17 protein-coding genes are annotated in these 19220 nt (G+C 64.5%); 10 read left to right on the top strand and 7 right to left on the bottom strand.

From position 1 onward, the window contains the following. Positions 1–91 precede the first annotated feature (91 nt). From FHW84_RS17645 to FHW84_RS17615, 7 genes are all read left to right on the top strand, one after another. Positions 92–343, top strand: a complete 252-nt coding sequence (locus FHW84_RS17645; protein WP_167257300.1) for a hypothetical protein — start codon at positions 92–94, stop codon at positions 341–343. Positions 344–451: 108 nt separating this feature from the next. Further along, positions 452–1765, top strand: a complete 1314-nt coding sequence (locus FHW84_RS17640) for a hypothetical protein (RefSeq protein WP_167257299.1) — start codon at positions 452–454, stop codon at positions 1763–1765. After that, a complete protein-coding gene (locus tag FHW84_RS17635; RefSeq protein WP_167257298.1) occupies positions 1765–2052 on the top strand; it encodes a DUF2523 family protein in 288 nt (95 codons plus the stop codon). Before FHW84_RS17640 ends, FHW84_RS17635 begins: the two co-directional genes overlap by 1 nt. After that, positions 2049–3170 (top strand): zonular occludens toxin domain-containing protein, encoded by a 1122-nt coding sequence (locus FHW84_RS17630; protein WP_167257297.1) that lies wholly within the window; start codon positions 2049–2051, stop codon positions 3168–3170. Before FHW84_RS17635 ends, FHW84_RS17630 begins: the two co-directional genes overlap by 4 nt. 270 nt (positions 3171–3440) lie before the next feature. Then, positions 3441–3863: a hypothetical protein gene (locus tag FHW84_RS17625; protein ID WP_167257296.1), complete on the top strand. Its 423-nt coding sequence runs from the start codon at positions 3441–3443 to the stop codon at positions 3861–3863. A 424-nt stretch (positions 3864–4287) separates the two neighbouring features. Next, complete coding sequence (locus FHW84_RS17620) at positions 4288–4647, top strand: hypothetical protein (protein WP_167257295.1); 360 nt, start codon at positions 4288–4290, stop codon at positions 4645–4647. A 735-nt stretch (positions 4648–5382) separates the two neighbouring features. Continuing rightward, positions 5383–7293, top strand: coding sequence for a glycoside hydrolase family 76 protein (locus FHW84_RS17615; protein ID WP_167257294.1), 1911 nt, complete (start codon positions 5383–5385; stop codon positions 7291–7293). A gap of 56 nt (positions 7294–7349) precedes the next feature. On the opposite strand, the gene FHW84_RS17610 is transcribed toward FHW84_RS17615, so the two are convergent. The 3 genes from FHW84_RS17610 to FHW84_RS17600 form a co-directional block, all read right to left on the bottom strand. Then, on the bottom strand, positions 7350–9155 hold the full coding sequence (locus FHW84_RS17610) for a beta-L-arabinofuranosidase domain-containing protein (RefSeq protein WP_243868175.1): 1806 nt from the start codon (positions 9153–9155) through the stop codon (positions 7350–7352). A gap of 318 nt (positions 9156–9473) precedes the next feature. Further along, a complete protein-coding gene (locus FHW84_RS17605) occupies positions 9474–9761 on the bottom strand; it encodes a hypothetical protein (protein ID WP_167257292.1) in 288 nt (95 codons plus the stop codon). After that, the gene (locus FHW84_RS17600) at positions 9748–10119 is read right to left on the bottom strand and encodes a hypothetical protein (protein WP_167257291.1); all 372 of its coding nucleotides are present in this window, start codon (positions 10117–10119) and stop codon (positions 9748–9750) included. The genes FHW84_RS17605 and FHW84_RS17600 overlap by 14 nt, the downstream gene beginning before the upstream one ends. A gap of 213 nt (positions 10120–10332) precedes the next feature. Between FHW84_RS17600 and uraH the strand changes: the two genes are divergently transcribed. Then, positions 10333–10752: a hydroxyisourate hydrolase gene (gene uraH / locus FHW84_RS17595; protein ID WP_167257290.1), complete on the top strand. Its 420-nt coding sequence runs from the start codon at positions 10333–10335 to the stop codon at positions 10750–10752. Positions 10753–11018: 266 nt separating this feature from the next. Here uraH and FHW84_RS17590 read toward each other — a convergent pair whose 3' ends face one another. Next, positions 11019–13538 carry a fimbria/pilus outer membrane usher protein gene (locus tag FHW84_RS17590; protein WP_167257289.1) on the bottom strand — a complete coding sequence of 840 codons (2520 nt, stop codon included), beginning with the start codon at positions 13536–13538 and terminating at the stop codon, positions 11019–11021. 104 nt (positions 13539–13642) lie between these two features. After that, positions 13643–14293: a fimbria/pilus periplasmic chaperone gene (locus tag FHW84_RS17585; protein ID WP_279589780.1), complete on the bottom strand. Its 651-nt coding sequence runs from the start codon at positions 14291–14293 to the stop codon at positions 13643–13645. 94 nt (positions 14294–14387) lie between these two features. On the opposite strand from FHW84_RS17585, the gene FHW84_RS17580 reads away from it, so the two are divergent. Next, the gene (locus FHW84_RS17580) at positions 14388–14864 is read left to right on the top strand and encodes an Hpt domain-containing protein (protein ID WP_167257287.1); all 477 of its coding nucleotides are present in this window, start codon (positions 14388–14390) and stop codon (positions 14862–14864) included. Between the two features lie 362 nt (positions 14865–15226). On the opposite strand, the gene FHW84_RS17575 is transcribed toward FHW84_RS17580, so the two are convergent. Beyond that, entirely contained in the window at positions 15227–15991 is a 765-nt protein-coding gene (locus FHW84_RS17575; protein ID WP_167257286.1) for an FkbM family methyltransferase, read from the bottom strand. Positions 15992–16068: 77 nt separating this feature from the next. Beyond that, positions 16069–18078, bottom strand: a complete 2010-nt coding sequence (locus FHW84_RS17570) for a hypothetical protein (RefSeq protein WP_208399850.1) — start codon at positions 18076–18078, stop codon at positions 16069–16071. A 65-nt stretch (positions 18079–18143) separates the two neighbouring features. On the opposite strand from FHW84_RS17570, the gene FHW84_RS17565 reads away from it, so the two are divergent. Then, positions 18144–19130, top strand: a complete 987-nt coding sequence (locus FHW84_RS17565; protein ID WP_167257284.1) for a glycerophosphodiester phosphodiesterase family protein — start codon at positions 18144–18146, stop codon at positions 19128–19130. The last annotated feature ends 90 nt before the right edge of the window (positions 19131–19220 follow it).

Raw genomic sequence — 19220 nt, 5'->3', positions numbered from 1 at the left:
CCGAAGGCACTGCAATCTCCGGCGTGATCATCGGAGTTTGGGGCATCGGTTTTCTCGTGCGGCGCATGCGAAAAACTGTGGAGGAAACAACATGAAGAACTTTCCGAAGGCTGTGAAGGAATCCCTGCGCCGCATCCCGAAGGCGTACAACGCCGCCGGTCTGGCGGTGTTCGGGATGCTCAGCTCCAGCGCGTTCGCCCAGGGCACCGGCAGCGATATGACCGGCGCGTTCAGCACCGAGGTTGCCGGCGGCAAGGGCCAGCTCTACACCATCGGCGGCATCGTGCTGACGCTGTGTGCGGTGGCCCTGCTGATCAGCATGGGCAAGCGTTCGGCGCGTTGATGTGCGAACCCGCCTGGGCAACCGGGCGGGTTTTTTCTCACGGGAGTGCGATATGGACGGCTATTTGGTAATGCTCGCGTTTCTCCCCGCTGCGTGGCTCATGCTGTCATGAGCGCGTTGCGTCTAGCCCTGGTTCTCTTTGCTCTCGCGTGGCTATGGCCTCGCGAGAGTTTCGCTGCGGATACCTACGCTGTTGCTATGGCTGCTTGCAAGAGCGGTGCCGCGTCTCGCAAGGCAAACAATGACGCGAATGGATTTCCGACGTACCAGTATGAGTGCCGCCAGGGCACCGATAATGGTGGTACGTTCATTGCGCTCTACGACAACTATGGCGGTGCCCCGTCGCTGAGCTACCGGCAGGCGTTCCGCTATGACGGCCCTGTGTGTGGTGGCTTACAGCCCAGGCAGGGCGAATTGCAGTTGGACACGACGTCGACGCAGCGCGCATGCGATGGCTCGTGCGAATACGCGATGACGAGTGGCGATCAGGACTCCAACGGCCTCGGCCAGAGCATCATGAGGGGCACGTGGACCCCTACCGGTCATCAGTGCAGCACGAGCAGCCCTGGCTTCGATGGCTCTCCGCAGCCGCCGCCGGCGAACCTGTGCGCCAAGGGCAGCTGCATGAACCCGAATAACGGGGACGTCTGCTCGTACGATGCCACGGGCAAGCAAATGTGCGTGGGTGGGCCGATTGCGCAAGGACCGGGCGGTGCGTGCACTGGCTCCGATGCCGGCGCGATTTGTGCCGGCCAGAAACCGCCGTTGCCGACGCCGCCGCAGCTTTCGCAGATTAATGACCCGGCCACCGAGATTACGGGCAGCGATCACTACACGCATACGTCGACGCCCACCGATGGCGGCTTGCCCATCGTGACGCCCATCAACGTCAACACCTACGGTGTGGGCGGCCCGCAGCAGTCGCCGACTACCAGCGGTCAAACGGGCGCGGATAAGGGGCCGCCCAAAGGCCCTGCGTCCGGTTCCAGTGCAGGCACGTCTAACACCGCTGCCGGCGGCGGCGATTGTTCTTCGCCACCCATGATGACGGGCGACGCTGCGCTCGCGATGATTGCGCGCCAGGAATGGCTTGCGCGCTGCGGCCCCGATAAGACCGACAAGAACAATAACGGCCAACCCGACTGGACCGAGGTGACGGATTCCGATGGCGATCGTTATGGCGTGACCGATACGAACCCCAGCAGCGTGTTTCAGGAAAAGACGGTGGACATGACGCAGGTCGACCAGACCAGCTGGGCCGGCAACACGTGCCCGGACATTGGCACTGCCGAAGTGTTTGGCCAGCAGTGGACCGCTGCTGACCCCGAGCTTTTTTGCGCGTGGCTGGCCAAGGTGCGCGCGTGCATTTTGGTGTTTGGTGCCATTGCGGCCGCCACCATTCTTGCCCTGGGGAGCCGGTGATGCCCGCCATACTCGCGCTTCTCGGACGCATGCTGCTTTGGCTCGTTTCGACGTACGCTGGCCAGTGGGTGCTCAAAATTCTCGTGACGCTTGGCCTTACCGTGGTGACGAACAAGCTTGCCGTTCCTGCGGTCATGGCGCTCATTCAAAGCTACGCTAATGGCTTGCCCGGCCCTGTTTATCAGGCCTTTGGTGCCATTGGCATGGACGTTTTCTGTTCGATGGTGATCTCCGCATCGATTGCCTCGACCGCCGGCAATATGGTGCTGCGTAGGGTGAACTCATGATCGAGCTTGTGACTGGCCAGCCCGGCCACGGGAAGACGCTTCTTGCTATCCAGATGGCGTTGGAATTCAAGGCGAAGGGCAGGGAGGTGTTTGCGCACGGCGTGCGTGGCTTGAAGTACAGCGAAGCCGGCTTCCATGAGTTGGCTGATCCGCGTAAGTGGCAAGACTGCCCGGATGGCTCGGTGTTGCTCATTGACGAGTGCTACACCGTTTTTCCGAAGGGCGGCGGCACTGCCAAGGTTCCTGACTACATCGAGAAGCTGGCCACGCACCGACATCGTGCATTCGATTTCATTCTGGTGTGCCAGCAGGCTAGTAAGCAGCTGCACCCTTTCATTCAAGGCCTCGTGGATCGACACCAGCACGTGCGCCGCAAGTTCGGTTTTAAGAAAGCGATCATCCTCTCGTGGGATCGCTACGAATCGAACCCGCGCGTTAGCGACAACAAAAAGTTCTGGTCTTACCCCTCGGCGCTGATGAAGCGCAATCTCTACGAGTCCACGGTGCAAGACACTACGGAGAGACGCGTGCCGTGGTGGGCCTATGCGCTCGTTGCGGCGTTGGCACTCGTGGCCTATCTCGTGCACAACGCCAACGCTTTTTGGTCAAGCAAGAGTGCCCGCCCGGCGGCGGTGGCTGCTGATGGTGCGAAGCCCGTGGCCGGTGTTTTTGGCTCTGTGGGATCTGCCGAGGCAAAAAGGCCCGACGACCTGGTCAAGTGGCTGACGCCTCGCCTCCCTGGCCAGCCATGGACCGCGCCGGCGTATGACGGGCGCCCCGTGGCCAGCGAGCCCGAGGTCTATTGCATGGCCGTCGACGACGGCCGCTGCGGCTGCATTACGGAGCAGGGCACGCATTACGCGATGGAGCCGGCCATGTGCCGCACCGTGGCTCGCAATGGCGTCTACAACCCCACCCGGCGCCCCTCGCCTGACCAGCAGCGCCTGCGGCCACGGGAGGAGCCTACGGCGGCCCCTGTGGCCCCTGCGCAGCCTCAGGCCGACGTATCCACCCAGGGCGGCCTTGTGGCCCGCGATAGGGCCACGGCGAAGCCTTACACTCCGCCCACCTACGGCGATTGGAACGCTGATCCGTGGGGTGGCAGTAGTAAGCACTAGGGCGGCGCGTATGACCTTCTGGCAGTTGATGCGGTACAGGCTAGGCGAGCTATGGGCGAGGCGCAGCAATCGCGCCTACGCGGCCTGGATGGATCGCGATTTTCAGCGCTGGCAACGTGACCGCTCTCCGCGGCCGTGATCGATCGATTATCGTGACGCATCACGATAAATGAATCCAACCCAAATACCGTGACGCATCACGGTAAATATTCGTTGCAATTATCGTGACGCGTCACGATAATTAACCCTGTCCCGCAACGGAGCAGGTCCATGGCGAAGCACGCGAACGATCCAGGCACCATTGACGCGTTTCCCGCGAAGCGTGGCCGCGGCCGCCCGCCGACGGGTAAGGCCATGTCCGATGCAGAGCGAGCTAGGCTCTACCGCGCCCGTCAGCGCGACGCTGGCATTTCCGTGACGCAGAAGACGATCACGCAAAAGGTAGGGGCGACCCAATCGAAGGAACATGCGCGCCTAGTTGCGAAGGTCGCCCGGCTCGAGCTGGACCTGCGCAATCTTCGTTCTGCCGATGAGGACTGGTGCGCCTGGCGTAAGCGGGTCGAGGACGCGACGTATGACGCGTGGTGCAGCGCTAAGCGCATTGTGCCTGCGAGCGGACCAGTTAAGCGCGAGGCGGCTGACGCTGTCGTTGCCATCCTTCGCGACCTTGTCCAGCTCGTGCAGGATGGCTGATGGGGTGTAGGGGCAAAGCCCCTACGGATACGCCCTTGATCTAGGAGCCAGGCGAAGACCAGGCGCAGGCGGCCCGGCGTATCTTCAAGGGCTTCTCGGTTCCCATGGCCACCCCGCCAACCCCGCTTTTTGGTTCTCCGGATCTACGCGGCCTTTTTGCTGCAGCAGCGCGCCATTTGCCATGACAGCAATCCTGCAGGTGTTCTTTGCTCGACAGCCAATCCCGTAGGGTTGGCGCCTGTGACCTACCTGGACTTGACTGAGCAAACCGTAGGTTTGGGAAGGCGAGGCCAGTGCCTTTTTGCTCGCCGAGTGCCGATGCCGGCACTGCCTGTGATCTACCTCCGGCTTCACCGGGCAACCCGTAGGGTTGTTTGGTGGAGACGGGTGCCCTTACGCTCTAGCGGGGACTTAGGGGGCTAACATGCGATCCAGGGATGGCTTCTACTACGCCTTTGGCGGTGCGCTGATATTGCTCTCGGTGCCGCTTTACTGGCTGATGTTCAACTACGCCCGCCACCGGACTGCCGGCGTTGTCGAAACCGAGCCATATCCACAACCTGCGCCTTTGGCCGTGCCTCGTGTAGCGCAGCCGGCGCCCGCGGTTCCTCTGAATCTCCGCGCGACCGTGGTAGGGCGTGTTGAGTGCCGCGGCGGTCTTCTGTATTGGCACGACATGAAGCATGGGGTTCGGCTTGTTGCTGCTCCCAACGGCCTGGATGCGGCGCGCTGCCAAATTCAAATGCTGCCTGCTGCGGCTCAAAGCTCGCCAGCCACCGAGTGAATTGGCGAGCGTTGGTTGCGGTGATGCTCGGGCCGCGTAGTGAGCCGCCAGGTGGGATCAAGCGATTGCCTCGGATACGCCAGCCCGTCCATGGGCCAGCGAGGTCGATTCGGCATTGCGCGTAATCTGCGAGGATGGCTGCCACCTGGAGTAACGACAGCGTGCCGGCCGGTGTGACGAATTCCTGACGCTCTTCGTTATATATCCAATTCAAGCGCTTACGAGACATTCCCGCGTTCCATGCAGCAGGGAACGCAGGAATGCACGGAGCATGCCGACCGCGCGCAGCAGCCTGCGCAATTGCGCATAATGTATATTATGTAAAATTACATTTGTACGTAGGAACAGCCTTTTGCCGAGCTGAAGCCCGTTTTAGCCACCCGCACCCCTAACCCCTTCCGCACCCACCGCTGGCCGGTTTTCAGCCACCCATAGCCCTCGATCTCGCCAGCCCTGGCCAGCACCCACACAACCGCCCACGAACCGCGCAACCCTCAAAACTGCGACACCCGGTGCGGAACCGTACTCGCGAAGACACCATGATCCATGCCGCTCAGACGACAGCACGTCTGTCGCCGACTGAGCATTCCCCGGGGCTCATCAACGCACGCCCCTTTTTTGGACCACCAATTTAGATCGATCTACATCAACCCCGGATCACCGCCCACGGTCCGGCAACAGATGGATTGGATTCCCCATCGCATTCGTGGGCATCCGATAGGAGCGCTTCCGATCATGAATCTCGAAGCCGTACGCGTACGAGTCCGGACACTGCTGGCCGTGATCGGCCTGACCGTGGCCGCCGCAACGCCTTCCTTTGCAACCGAACAGGCATCGCCCGCCAATCCTCGAACCGATGGCCCGACAGCCGTCGCCCGCGCACGCGTGGCGGCGGACGTGCTGATGAATTCGTACGATCCCGGCAAGGCCTGGTTTCCCTCCAGCTGGTGGAATTCCGCGGTCGCCCTGCAAACCATCGCCGATTACATGCAACGCACCGGCGACCGCCGTTATCTCGGCCAGCTGGACAACACCTTCGAAAAAGACAAAGGCGTATTTCCAGCGGGAGTGCTGTCAGGCGATCCCTTGCTGGGCAATTTCACCAGCCGGGCCATCGACGATTCGGAATGGTGGGGTTTGACCTGGCTGCAGGCCTACGACCTCACCAGGAATCCCAAATACCTGGACATGGCGGTCACCATCGCCAACTACGTGAATAACTATTGGGATGCCGGTAGCTGTGGCGGCGGCGTCTGGTGGAATGCCGAGCGCACTTATAAGAATGCCGTCACCAATGGATTGTGGATCCGGCTTACCGCCGAGCTGCATAACCGCATCCCCGGCGACCAGTTGTGGCTGGGCCGGTCGCGCACCGCATGGGACTGGTTTCAGCGCAGCGGCATGATCAACGCCGGCGGCTTGGTCAACGACGGCCTTACCGATGCCTGCACCAATAATGGCCAGAACGTGTGGACGTATAACCAGGGCCTGGCGATCGGCGCCGGTCTGGAATTGTGGCGAGCCACCAGGGACCCAGCCATCCTGGCCAGTGTGCGGCGCCTCGCCGACGCAGCCATAGCCCCGAATGCGCTAGTCACCAATGGCGTATTGACGGAATCCTGCGACGCCATCACCCAGACCTGCGACGACAACGGCAAGCAGTTCAAGGGCATCTTCATGCGCTACTGGACCGACCTGGCCGACACCACGCGCGACCGCCGCTACGCCGCATTTCTAAGCCAGCAAGCGGAAAACATCTGGAACGACGACCGCGACGCGGCTGGCCGCCTCGGCACACGCTGGTCCGGCGCCACCGATAACGACCACCCCAATGTGTTCGACTGGCGCACCCAGGCCAGTGCGCTCAGCGCACTGATCGGCAATGTGCCGATACCGCCGCCGCTGGAATCGCTGGCCGCGACGATGTCGCCGGCGCAGCCGGTGATCATGCCGTCAGCATCCGGCGCCACGCCAGTCGACATCGACCTCGGCATCTCGGCCACGGGATTCGTTCCGCTCCGCGCACTGGCCTCGATCGATGCACCTGCCGGTTGGAGTGTTTCACCGCGAGCCACTCAGATACCTCTGCAGCCGCACGGCAATGCCATCCCAGTCAACGGCGCGCTTGCGCTTAAAGTTGCCGTGCCGAGTTCGGCCACCGATGGCCATCACCTGGTCACCGCGAATCTGCTGGCAGCCGGATTGCATTTCACCACCCAGGCCGATGTACTGGTCGCGCACAAGATCGATTTCGACACCGGCACCGTCGACGAAAATCCCTGGTTGTTCGATCCGGATGGATCGCAGAGCAACGGCGTGCAGAATCGCTTTGCCGACGGCAATGCCCACTTCACCTATCGCCTCCCCTTCCCCGCCGATACCACCTCGGCGAACGTCACCCTGACCATCGACGCCGAATTCCTGGTGCAGGTCAGCAACGACAACCAGCAATGGACGACCGTGCTGCAGGAAACCCGGCGCATTACCGATGGATCGAACAAGGCGGATCGCAGCATCGACCTTACGCCCTATCTCGGCCCCACCGCGAATGGCGCGCGGCCGATTTACGTGAGGGTATCGGATGCCTTCCCTGACGATGGCTGGGGCGGGCGCGTCTATCACGTCGCCTCGACTATCGTCGAATAAGCCTGGCGATGCCTCCGCCCTGCTTGCCTCGGGGCGGAGGCATCCACAATCGGCGATCAGTCCAGCGCCGGAAACGCCGCGATGCGCAGCTTCGCTCCGGCATAAGGCACCAGCGTAATCGCCTGGACGTCTTCGTCGCCCGATGGCTCCGCCTTGGCCGGCACGGGCTCGGCATTGCCATCGGAGGCTTTCCATGCCGGCACATAACGCCCCTGCATCGCCAGTTGAACCGCGGGCGCCGCGCCGGCGAAGGGCCTCTCCGCCACAGGATGCTCGGTCACAGCGACCTGCACGTCCGGCCTGATGCCGAGATTCCAGCGGGAGCCGGGATAGACCTGCCAATCGCTGGTCATCTCGCGCTTGCGCCAGACCACCCAGTTTTCCTTGATCGGCAAGGCGTAGAGCAAGGCGCCACGACTGAAACTCAGCGCGCCGTTGTAGCCCCGCTCGACCTTGACGCCGGCATCGAACGTCAATTCGACCGTATCGCCCGGCGCCCAGGTGCGCTCGATCGTCGTAAAGCCCGGGGAAACCTTGACCAGCCTTCCATTCACCGAGAGATGCGTGCCTTGCGACCATGCAGGTATGCGCAACCTCAGCGGAAACGCGATGGCGCGCTCCGGCCTCAAGGTGATGCTGACGGTTTGCCGGAATGGATATTCGCTGACCTGCTCAACGACCACGCGCACGTCGCGCACCTCGGTGGTCACCGTGCAAGGCGCATAACTCATCGCCACCAACCCCCGATCCGCCGTCGCCATCCACAGGCTGTTGGAGAACTTCGGCCAGCCCTGATGGAAATTCGCGGTGCAACAGCGGAAATTCGGCTCCAGCCCGAACAGATTCGATTCCGGCCCATCGGTTGTCCAAGGCTCGCGATGCAGGCTGCATTCGACCTGGTTGGGCTGCTGGTTGTATTGGTGCGCCCACATGTCGTCGGTCAATGCGGCAGGCAGCGCATTGAAGGCGATGCGCTCCAGGCGGTCGCCCAGGCCGGCATCCCCGGTAACGGCCAGCGCCACCTCCAGCGAGAACATCGCCTCCACCACGGTGCAAAGTTCCGTGCCTTGCGAAGGGCTGCGGCCGGCCAGATGCTCGTCCGCGGAGAACATGCCATTGGGCAGGCCGTGATAGGTATCCAGCATCCGCAGCTGATGATGGATGGCCTCGCGATCGGGCGCACCGCCAGACACGACGGACCACACCGGCGACGCCTTCAACGACTGCGCGACATTGACGCCGTGCACCTGCAGGCCGAGGTCCTGCATGAACGCGTCCGAAGCACCGGCCTGCTTGCGCAAGGCTTCGGCATCGGTCTTTTCCTTGAACGGGAAATGCGCATACATGCTCTGCCAGTCGTAACCCTGCTGCTTGAGCAGATGCGCCAGCTCCAGCAGCTTCGCGTCCTGCGTGCGCTGATACAGCCACAGCACGGAAAGCAGCTCGTCCTGCCAGCGCATCCGGCCCCAGTCGCGCAGCGGGCGGGCAGGCAATGCCTGCAACTGATAATGGAAATACCGCGTCATCAGCGGCATCACGCGCGCATCGCCGGTCAGCTCGTGATACTGCGTCAGCACCTTGAGCATGACCATGCGCGGCCACCAGTCGTCATTGCCGCGCGGACCGAACATGCCGTTTTCCCAGGGATGGTCCAGCGTCCAGTCGATAAAACGCATCGCCTTCGCCTTGAGCTTCGGCGAATCGAGCTGCCACGCCAGCGGCACCAGGCCATCGAGAAAATACGGGCCGTCCTCCCACGACTCGCCCTTCCCTCCCGACCACCCGCTATCCGGACCCACGATCGGCCAGAACTCATCGAGATGACCGCTCAGGCCATCGGCCTGGATCTGGAGCTGCCGCAACAGCCATCCGCTCGCCTTGATCGAGCCGGCCGGAAGCAAGACAAAGGGTTGCGGCGCCAACGGCGCCTGGGGAAACCACGGGGCCTGCTGTGCGCGGCCGGCTGTTTCCGCAGGCCGCGCAGCTACCGCATGAAGCGGACGGAACGTCAGTGTGCCTGCCACTCCAGCCAGGGCCATCCCTTGCAGAAAGGACCGGCGGCTCATCGAAGACAGCGAAGGCATGCGCGCACTCCCGAACCGTGACGATCCGCAGAGTGTTGTCTAATTGTCAGACAAATTCAAACCAACCAGGAAATCGCCCCTGCCGACACCAGCCCATCAACCCTTCGGATCCTCGAAAGCCAGCTGCGTCTGCAGCATCACCTGGTAGACGCGCCGCCCCATGGGCGTCAAGCCGTGCACCCGAAGGTCGATGGTCCGATAGCCGGAGGCATCGGCGATGATCTCGCAGTGGATCAATCCATGCTTATGCAAGGTACTGAAACCACCCAGCACCTGCGCGCGCGAATCGCTTCCGCCCGCGTCGTACTCGGTGGCGAGCAAGGGCGCGCATAAGGCGGTTGCGTGCAGCAGATCGAAGATCAGCGCTATGTCAGCGAAGGACATGAGCACCTCCTGCGCCGGCCGGCGCCCGCATGGACCGCGCGGGCGCCCTGCCATCGCCCATGCGCGCGGCGGCCTCGGACAACGCCGGCGAAATAAGCAGCGTCTCCCGCAAAAACCGATGCATGCCGCGCCCGCATTCGCTGGCGCCCTCATCGAACGAGATGATGCTGTCCTCGCCGGCGGCAAAACTGACCACCGGCGGCTCGATCATCCGCTCGCGCCACAGCATGCAAAGACAGGAAAGGATTTCCGAACGGGTGTATTTGCCATCGCGCCCGTAATGAACAACGTCGAGCCGCCCTCGCGCGATCGCGGCGCCCAATAAATCATAGACGAGAAAAATATCTGCATAAGGCATGCGGAAAACCCCTAATCAGAGGCCGCCAGACTAGGAATGCGACAGGGCCTTACCAACAGGAAATTTCTCGTACTCCCCCCGCACCAATGCGGTACGCGAAAAAGCCCAGCGAACTGGACGATTCTGGACGGAATGCGGAGCCTCACGCGCTGGAATGATGCTGCCCGCGAATCAAATCCGCGGGCCATTCAGACATCACCAGAGAGGTATGCCATGACCTTGCTTCGTTCGATGATATGGATCGTATCCTGCACCCTCGCCTCGGCAGCCGCTTGTGCGGCGGAATCGCGCGCCATCAGCGTGCACGTGCTGGATCAGGTGCGAGGACAGCCCGCCGCCACCGTGGGCGTCACGCTGGAGGAACAGTCAAAGGGAGCGGACAGCTGGAAGATGGTCGCGCACAGCACTACCGACGAGCACGGACGGGTCGCCAGCCTGCTGCCCGCGGACAAGCCCCTGCACAAAGGCGTCTACCGCGTCACCTTCGCCACCGGTGAATGGTTCACCGCGCATCACCAGGCCACGTTCTTCCCTTCCGTCACGGTGACCTTCAGTGTCGACGATCCCGCCCAGCCGTATCACATCCCATTACTGCTCAGCCCCTTCGGCTATTCCACTTACCGCGGAAACTGAGTGCGCACGGGCACCGGAGCCGACGAACGGCTCCGGTGCCCGGCATCGCCGGACATTAAGAAGGTCCCCTCCACCGGCCATCCGCCGCGCCAGGAGCCCAGGGGGTGACAGACCGCTGGCGCCGGATGGAATGTCCATCCGGTGGAGAGGAGAGACGGGAACACCAAAGTCAAGCGCGAAGCACGATCATCGCTTCGATGCAGAACACATTAGCGAGCAAGAGCACCACCGGTTAACCGGATTATTCCAGCGACAAGACCCCACCCTCACGGCGCCTGCCCACGCGATACCGACGCTCCGCCACAGGTCGCCTGCAAATAGGCATAGTCCCTCGCCCCATGCCGCGCCGCATCCACCGCCGGCAATCGATAATGGAAGCTGCACACGCGCCCCTCGTCCATATGCACATCCAGGCGCCCTTCGTCGGCGATGCCGCGCACCAGCGCGCGCCCGCCTTGCGACACTACGCCGACGACCCGCCCTGCATCGTCGAACACATCCGAGCCAAACGGAATCGCCGCGCTGTCCGCGGGACTGAGATCGATCACCGCCACCCGCCCCTTGCGCGTCGCGAACGCCGCCATCACCACGGCGCCATTGCGCGGCACCACTTCGTGGCTTCCCGTAAGTAGCTCCACTTCGCTGGACAGTCCCTGCGGATTGAGCTCGATCTGGTTGCGCCGATACGGCGTCAGATACGGCACGATCGCGTACCCGCGCCGGTCGAGCTTGACGCCCGGATACGAGCTGACCGCGGCACCTGCCGCATCCTGCGCCTTGATCAGCGCCACCGTATCGCCCAGCCCCTGGCCGAACGTCACGCCGCCCGGATGCACCAGCATCGCGCCGGAGGCACCGAACGCGTATTGCCGATAGCCCGGCCCCAGAGCCAGTGAGCCGTTCAGCAGCGCATACGGATGGCGATAGGTGCCGCTGCCATTGAATGCGGTACTGCCCTGCGCATCGCGCGAAACCGACGCGCCGTAACTGATGCGGTCACCACGCGAGCCGCTGTACGCCACCTGTTCGTTATGTCCTTCGCGGCCGAAGCCGATGCTGGTGTCCACGGTGTCGCGGCTCAGCGGAATGGAAAACGTGGCGTAGACCCGGTTATCCGTCCGCCCTGCTCCATCGCGCTGCCTGGCCGCGGAGACCGAGTAATTGAACCAGCGCGTGCTGCCGTTGTAGCTAAGCTGGTACTGCACATCCGAACCGGCACCGCCCCAGTAATTCTGGGTCGAGCCGGTCAGGTTCAAGCTCCCGCTGCCGCCTACCGACTGGCTGAGCGTGATCTGCGCGGAGTTGCGCCGGTGCATGGCGCCGATACCCATCGCCGACGTACTCAGCACCGCATCGCGCAGGCTGTAGTAATCGCGGGTCGAATAGCGATAGGCCGCCACCGATAGATTGGTGCCGGTGGCGTTGAGATTCTTGCTGTAGCTCAGCCGCAGGCTATCTCCTGAAGCAACGCGCCCACCGCCGAATGCACCATCGCCGATGGCAGCATCCTTCGGCACCAGCGCCGGCGCGCGCAGCACGGTGCGCGCATGGGTCAGATCCAGGCCGAACGCGCCATACGGTGTATTCAACGCGGAACCGAACTGCACCGCCTGGTAATGCCTCGATACGACGGCGCCGGCATAGCCGGTGATGCGATTGGACAATCCGCGCTGCCAGGTGGCCTGCGCCACCCATGGATGCACGTCCACTCCGGCCTCGCGGTAAACACCCGCCGCGGCACTGAAGCGCGTCGACCCTGGGCGCAGCATGCGCGTCACCGCCGCATAAGGCACGGTGAATTTCTGCTCGCGGCCATCGGCCTCCAGCACGCTGACTTCCAGGTCGCCACCATAGCCGGTCGGATACAGATCGTCGATGCGGAATGGGCCGGCCGCCACCGTCGTTTCATAGATGACGTAACCGTTCTGGCGGATGCTCACTTTCGCATTGCTGGCGGCGATGCCGCGCACCACCGGCGCGTAGCCCTGCTGCGAATCCGGCAGCATGCGTTCATCCGTGGAAAGCTGGACGCCACGCAGGGCCACCGTATCGAACAACTCACCGCTGGTGCTGAAATCGCCGGCGACCAGCTGCGACTTCAGCGCGGTGATATCCCGCTGCACATAGTTGCGCAGGTTCTGCCACTGCAAGCCATCGCGCCTGTTCCATTGCAATGACGACTGATGGCGGAAACGCCACGCTCCCGCATTGAAACCGCCGGTAAGCCCCAGATAAGCCTGGCCGTCCTGACTGCCACCGCCCTGTCGCTGAAACCAGTTGAACTGATAATTGAGCAGGCTGGCGGTGATGCCGTTGTCCCAGCGCGAAGGATCGACATAGCCGCGCGCACTGCGCCGCATGGCCGCCTGCGGAATGCTTACATCCAGGCGCTGCTCGCCCAGATCGAAACGCACGCTCGCCGATGGCACCAGCGAGGCCAGATCGACGCAAGGCTGCGCGGCAGCTTCCGGCGGAAGCTTGTCGACCAGGCCGGATACGAAAGCGTAAGGCAGGCATGCCGTGGCATCGCGTTTGTTCGGGCCGGCCTTGAACACAATGCTCTCGCTGCCGTGCAGCAGCTCGTTGACGTAGATATTCACGCGGTACGTGCCCGGCGCCACCTGCTCGCCCTGGCTGAACTTGGCCAGGTCCGCGGAGCCGACGCCGCCCGGCAGGAACACCGGATCGAAATCCACCGCATGCGCGCCTTCGGCGGCCGGCGCTTCCACGGCGCCAGCGAAAGCCGGACTGATCACCAGCACGCCGCCAGCCAGCGCGCGCATCATCCATAAATGAAGAATTCTGGGCCGCAATCGTCCAGCCCCGCCTCCTACGAGGCAGGTCGTCGCCTTGCTCATAAGTCGTTCCTGAAGGGTGGTGGGCAGGGATATCAGGGGGCGGGCGTCGCCGTGTACTCGCGGCTTGCGCCGTAGTCGTCGATGGCGACATAACTCACGCGCGGATGCCCAGGCTGCGCATGCAGATCCTTCAGCGCGAAGCGCTTGCGGCCTTGAGGCTCGATCATGCCGTCGCCGCCCCGGATATCCTTCGCGCCGTCCTGCAGCACCACGCTGCTGAGCGACACGTGATACGGGCTGCGGTTTACCGCCTCCAGCAGATAGCCATCGCCATCGCGCACCATCGACCAGGACAGCCCGGCCGCCGCCTCTTCCGGCTTGCCCTGGATGCCGTCGGGACGGAAGAACAGCTTGATGCGCGAACGGATGGCGAATTGCAGCATGTTCTGCTGCGAGTCCTTATTGGCCTTCGGCGGAATCTCCAGCACGTTGAGCCAGAACACCGACTCCTTGTCCGCCGGCAGCGGATCGCCCGTGTACACCAGCCGCACGATCTGGCTGCGTCCGGCATCGAGCCGCGCCATCGGCGGCATCAGCACGAACGGCACGCGGATGGCATCCGGTGCCTGCCGCGGATCGCCCAGGTCGAGCCAGGACTGCACCACCACCGGCTCGGCGCCCTCGTTGCGCAGGCGCACGTCGACTTCCTTGCTCTGTGCCGGATATGCGCTTGCCGCCAACATACGCGCCCATGAATCGGCAGACCGGCACCTGCCGATTCTCGCCCTGACCGCCAGCGCCTTGCCGGATGAAGCCGAACGCTGCTCGCAGGCGGGCATGGACGCGCTGCTGGTCAAGCCGGCGGGGCTCAGCGAGCTGCAGGAGGCGCTGCATCGCTGGATGCCCGCCGCGGCCGGCTTGCGCCGGAGCAAGGAGGCGGCGGGACCGGCGTTCTCGCCCATCGAGGCGCTGACGGAATTGTTTGGCCCATCCGCGCGGCTGGACGAACTGCTGGACGGCTTTCTGGCGACGGCGCGCGACGATCTGGCGGTATTCGACGAGGCCTTGCGCGCGGAGGATATCCAGGCCATCGCCGGCTGCATCCATCGCATCGATGGCGCCATCAAGATCTTCGGCGCGGCCGGCCTGGCCGATGCGGGCGAACATATCCGCACCGCTTTGCTCGCGCAGCAGCGGGTCGACGGGCAGGAAACACCGCTGCAGCACTATCGACAGGATCTCGCGAACCTGATCGATACGCTGGCCCGCCATCGGGCCGAGCTTCACACCATCGAAGATCACGCCACCCACTGATGGCGGGCGGCTTCCACGCCAAAAAAAAGGCCCCAGCGGGGCCTTGGCGGAAAACGTACGTGAACGATTACGCCCGGAGCATCTGCCATCGACCCTGCATGGCCAGCAAAATCCCGCGCGCAGCCCGCCGAAACAGGGAGGTCTCGCAAAGAGAAGGCCCTCATTGCTGAGGGCCTTCGGGGTGACTGCCACAGCTTGTGACGGTCGGGTGCCAGTGAGAGGAACGTTTTCACGGGCTGGCTCGAGAATGATCCAGTGGCCCAGGGGGAAGAGAGCGTGGAGTCATGTGTGTCGAGCCATGTACAGATTGCCGGATGGCCCGCCTCATGTGGACTGGAAAATTCTGAAAGCGGCAGCCCGCATCAGATTTCCATCAGCTGGTCGAACACCGTGCCGCCTTCGACCGGCATCGCGATCACGTTCTGCAGCACGCGGCCGGGGAAGATGTTGTCGCCCTGCCCCAGGATGTTGGCCGGGTTGTACATGTGCGGCGCGTGCGACCAGCAGCGGTAGCCGAGCTCCTTGATCGCGCGCACTTCCGCCAGCGCCTGCTCCGGCTCCAGCCGCGCGTAGATCACCGGCCGATGCTTGCGCACCATCTCGACCGCGCCCTGCAGCAGCGGAATGGTCGAACCCGGCACGTTGATCTTGAGCAGGTCCAGGCCATCCAGGCCCAGGTCGTCGACGGCGACCGGACGCACCACGTCGTCGGTCTCGCAGCGCAGCGATGCGCCGCCCGGCAGCGCGCTCAGTGGCGCCGCCGCGCCGGTGCGGCCCAGCCACTGGTTGAGCGTATAGACATTGGTCAGGCCGTTCAGCGCCGCGGTGGCGCACAGCTGCTGGAAGCCGATGCGCGCCGGCTCCGCCACGTAGACCTTGCCGGCCTCGCCCACCACGCGGGCCAGCCACAAGGTGTGCGCGCCGTATTCGCCGCCGAACTGCAGGACGGTGTGCTGTTCCTGCAGCACGGAGCTGAGCAGATCGATTTCCGCTTCGGCCCATTCGCCGTAGAGCTGAAGCGAGCGCGCAGCCGGATGCTGCGAAGCGGTGGCGCTGACGACGCCGTAGCGCACGGTCCACAGCAGCGGCGGGACGGGTTCTTGAGCGGCGGCATTGAAAACGTTCATGGGTAGTTCCTCTTGGATGGTGATGACAACAGATGGATGGAAGGTGGATGGAGCGAGAAAGCGAGCGGCGAATCCGCTCAGGCGCTCGCCGCCTGCGCCGGGCGAAGCGAAACCGCCAGCGCCGCGGCTTCCGCGCGCTTGGCCTTGGCGGCCGGGCCGAGCAGCGCATCGGCCCATAGATGGAGAAGGCGGATCCTCGCCTCGATCACTTCAGGCGCGCCGTCGCCGGCGCAGGCGTCGTCGAGCGCGCGCAGCTCCAGCAGGCGCCATGCACCGTTCATGGCGCCGAGCCGGTCCAGCCGCAGGTCGACCCAATGGGCCTGCCAGGCGCCGCGCGACGCGGCCGGCACGCTGCGCACCATGCGTTCGGCCAGCGCCTCCACGGCATCCAGCCAAGGGGCGCGCGCGGCCGGCGGCAAGGCCGCGGCATGGGCGGACAGGCGGAGCGATGCGCCCCACAGCTCCGCTTCGAGTTCCGGCGCGGGCTGGCTTTCCCAGGCCTTGAGCAAGCTGCCGAGACGAGAGAGCCAGCTTGTGCCGGACTGTTCTTCCTGCGGTGCGGCGGTGATGTCGCAGGCGACCGGCGCCACGGCTTCGACGATGGGCTGGCGGCTTTCCGGCTCGGCATCCATCACCCCGGATGCAGGCGGCTCGTCCGCGACGGGCATGGGCGATGAAATTTCCGCAGGCAGGTCCTGCGCATCGTCATGCGGCACGGCCTGATCCTCCGCCGGCACTGCTGCGAGATCGGAAGGAGATACATCGAAGACGATTTCCGCCGGCTGCCCGGGCGCTGGCGCAGGCAACGGCGCGAACGCCTCCACCGGCGCCTCCACCGGCGCCTCGACCCGTCCGGCGTCCACCTCGAACACCCATTCGAGCTGTCCGCCGACCATCGAAGCCTGCAAGGCATCGCCATGGATGCTCAAGCCCAGCCGGCACCATCTCGCCAGCGTTTCGGCCGCATCGCCCGCAAACGGCAGGTAATGCCAGTCCGGACGGAACGACAGCAACGGCCGCGGCCGCGCCACCGCCCTGCGCCAGCCGGCGAACTGCGCCGCACTCGGCGCGATGCGGCCGGCGATGGCGAGCAGCAGGCGCCAGTCGCCGGAGATGCTCAAGCCGATCGAATCCCAGCGCTGCAGGAAGGCATCCGAGTCGAACTGGCCTGGGTCGTAGTCCCAGTGCGGGCGGATCAGCTTGGGGCCGCCCCAGCGGATCGGCGTCCATGCTTCGCGCCGCCGGCGCCGCTGGCGTTCGCGCCGGCGGCGCCAGAGGATGAAGGCTCCGAGCACGCCGCAGCTGGCCACCACCAGCCACGCCACCGGATTGGCGCCGGCCTCGGCGCCGGGAGGAAGCGAGGGCGCCAGCTCCGGCGTAGCCACTTCCTCGGTCGCGAGCGGATCGACCCATGCCGTGGCAGGCGCCGCCTCCACCGCCGGCGTTTCAGCGGCCTCGGGCGGCGTGAGCTCCGAATCTTCAAGTGCAGGCGTATCGGGCGCGGGCTCTGCCAGCTTTGCGCGCCGCGCCTGCCGCGGCGGTACCGCGGACGCGGCCCGCGCTTTTCTGGCCTTGCGCTCCGCATCGACCGGCTCGATCGGAAAAGTCTGCGCCGGCATCGGCGCCGGCGCCAACGGCGCATCGCCACCCTCGCGTTGCGCCGAGGCGGCATCACGACCCGACGGCCGCTCCTGCCACGGTTCCACGCCGCAGGCGCTCATCGTCGAGGCGATGAAAACGGCGAGCACGGCCGGATGCAGGCGGCCTGCGCGACGGCGCACCGTCTTGGGCGCCGGCTCTGCCTGCGCATGATCGACGCCGTGCATCGTGGTGGCTGACATCTTGCCGAAGCCCCCTTCCGACACACTCGCCCGGCTTGGACGGATCGTTCCCATGACCGCCAGCGTATGAAAGCGGACCAGTGCGCTGAACCTGAATTTTCCGGAGCTGGGACCTGGCGCCACGCCGCGGTTGCGTTCCGGACTCATCTGCCGAGGCGAAGGAGGAGGAATGTCGGCGAAAAGTCTTATTCCAGTACGCAGGCTTCGGTGACGGCGAAAGCGGGCAAATTTCTGGATAAATCCCATTCAAGCGATCGTGCCGGATCGCTAACTTGATCCGGCACCACTCCACACGAACGGCAGGAACTCGCATGAGCATCAGACTGGGGGTCGGCGTCCTGCTTGCCTGCATGGTCACGGTGGCGCTGGCCTGGCTCGCGGTGGCGCGCCCCTTCGCCGCGCACCCGCCGCATCGTCCGCCCGCGCTGATTGCGCACCGCTGCGGCACCGCGGACGCGCCGGAGAACACGCTCGCCGCCTGCCGCCTGGCCATCTCCTACGGCATCAAGAAACTCTGGGTCAGCGTGCAGGTCACCCAGGACGGCATTCCGGTGCTGTATCGGCCGCGCGATCTTTCCGCGCTCACCGACGGCAACGGCGAAGTCGCGCAAACGCCCTATGCGGCGCTGGTGAAACTCAATGCCGGATGGCAGTTCAAGGAAACGGGAGCCTCCGGCGCCGTGACCTATCCGTACCGGGATACTCCAGTGCATATACCGGCACTGGAGGACCTGATCGACCAGCTGCCGGAAGACGTCGAGCTTTTCATCGACATCAAGACGCCGGACGCCGCACGCGCGGCGCAAGCCATCGCCGGGGTGCTGCAGCGCCGGCACTTCTGGAACAGAACCTGGCTCTATTCGACCCTGGCGGACAACCTGCACGCCTTCGGGCCCCATGCGCAGGCCCGCCGCTTCGAGGCGCGCGAAGCCACCCGCCAGCGGCTGCTCAGCCTGCTGCTGGAGCAGCGCTGCCCGGGAAGCCCGCCCGCCGGCGCGCAGGTCGGCTTCGAGCTGCGCCGCGACCTGGAAGTCACCGAGGCGCTGACTCTGGGCAAGGGCACCAGCAAGGTCTCGGCACTGCTGTGGAACGACCACGCCATCGCCTGCTTCAACGCAGCCAACGGCACCCGGATCGTCCTGTTCGGCATCAACAGCGAGCCCGATTACCGGCTTGCCGCCGGACTCGGCGCCGACGCGGTCATGGTGGATTCGCCCAAGGCGGCCTCCGCGTATCGGCTGCGCGACCGCGGCCCGCTGCGGCGCCTGCTCGCCCGCTGGGGCTGGCCCGGATCCTGACCTTTTCCCGCCGTCGATGGCGGCTGTAACTTTCTTGTTATCCCGCCATCGGAAACGATGTTCTGTGCTAATTTCCATCCGGACAATGGG

The sequence above is a fragment of the Dyella sp. SG562 genome, from assembly GCF_011759495.1.
GTDB classification, from domain to species: Bacteria; Pseudomonadota; Gammaproteobacteria; order Xanthomonadales; family Rhodanobacteraceae; genus Dyella_D; species Dyella_D marensis.
Note: the sequence above shows the minus strand (reverse complement) of the source record. Positions and strands in the feature narration are given on the sequence as shown.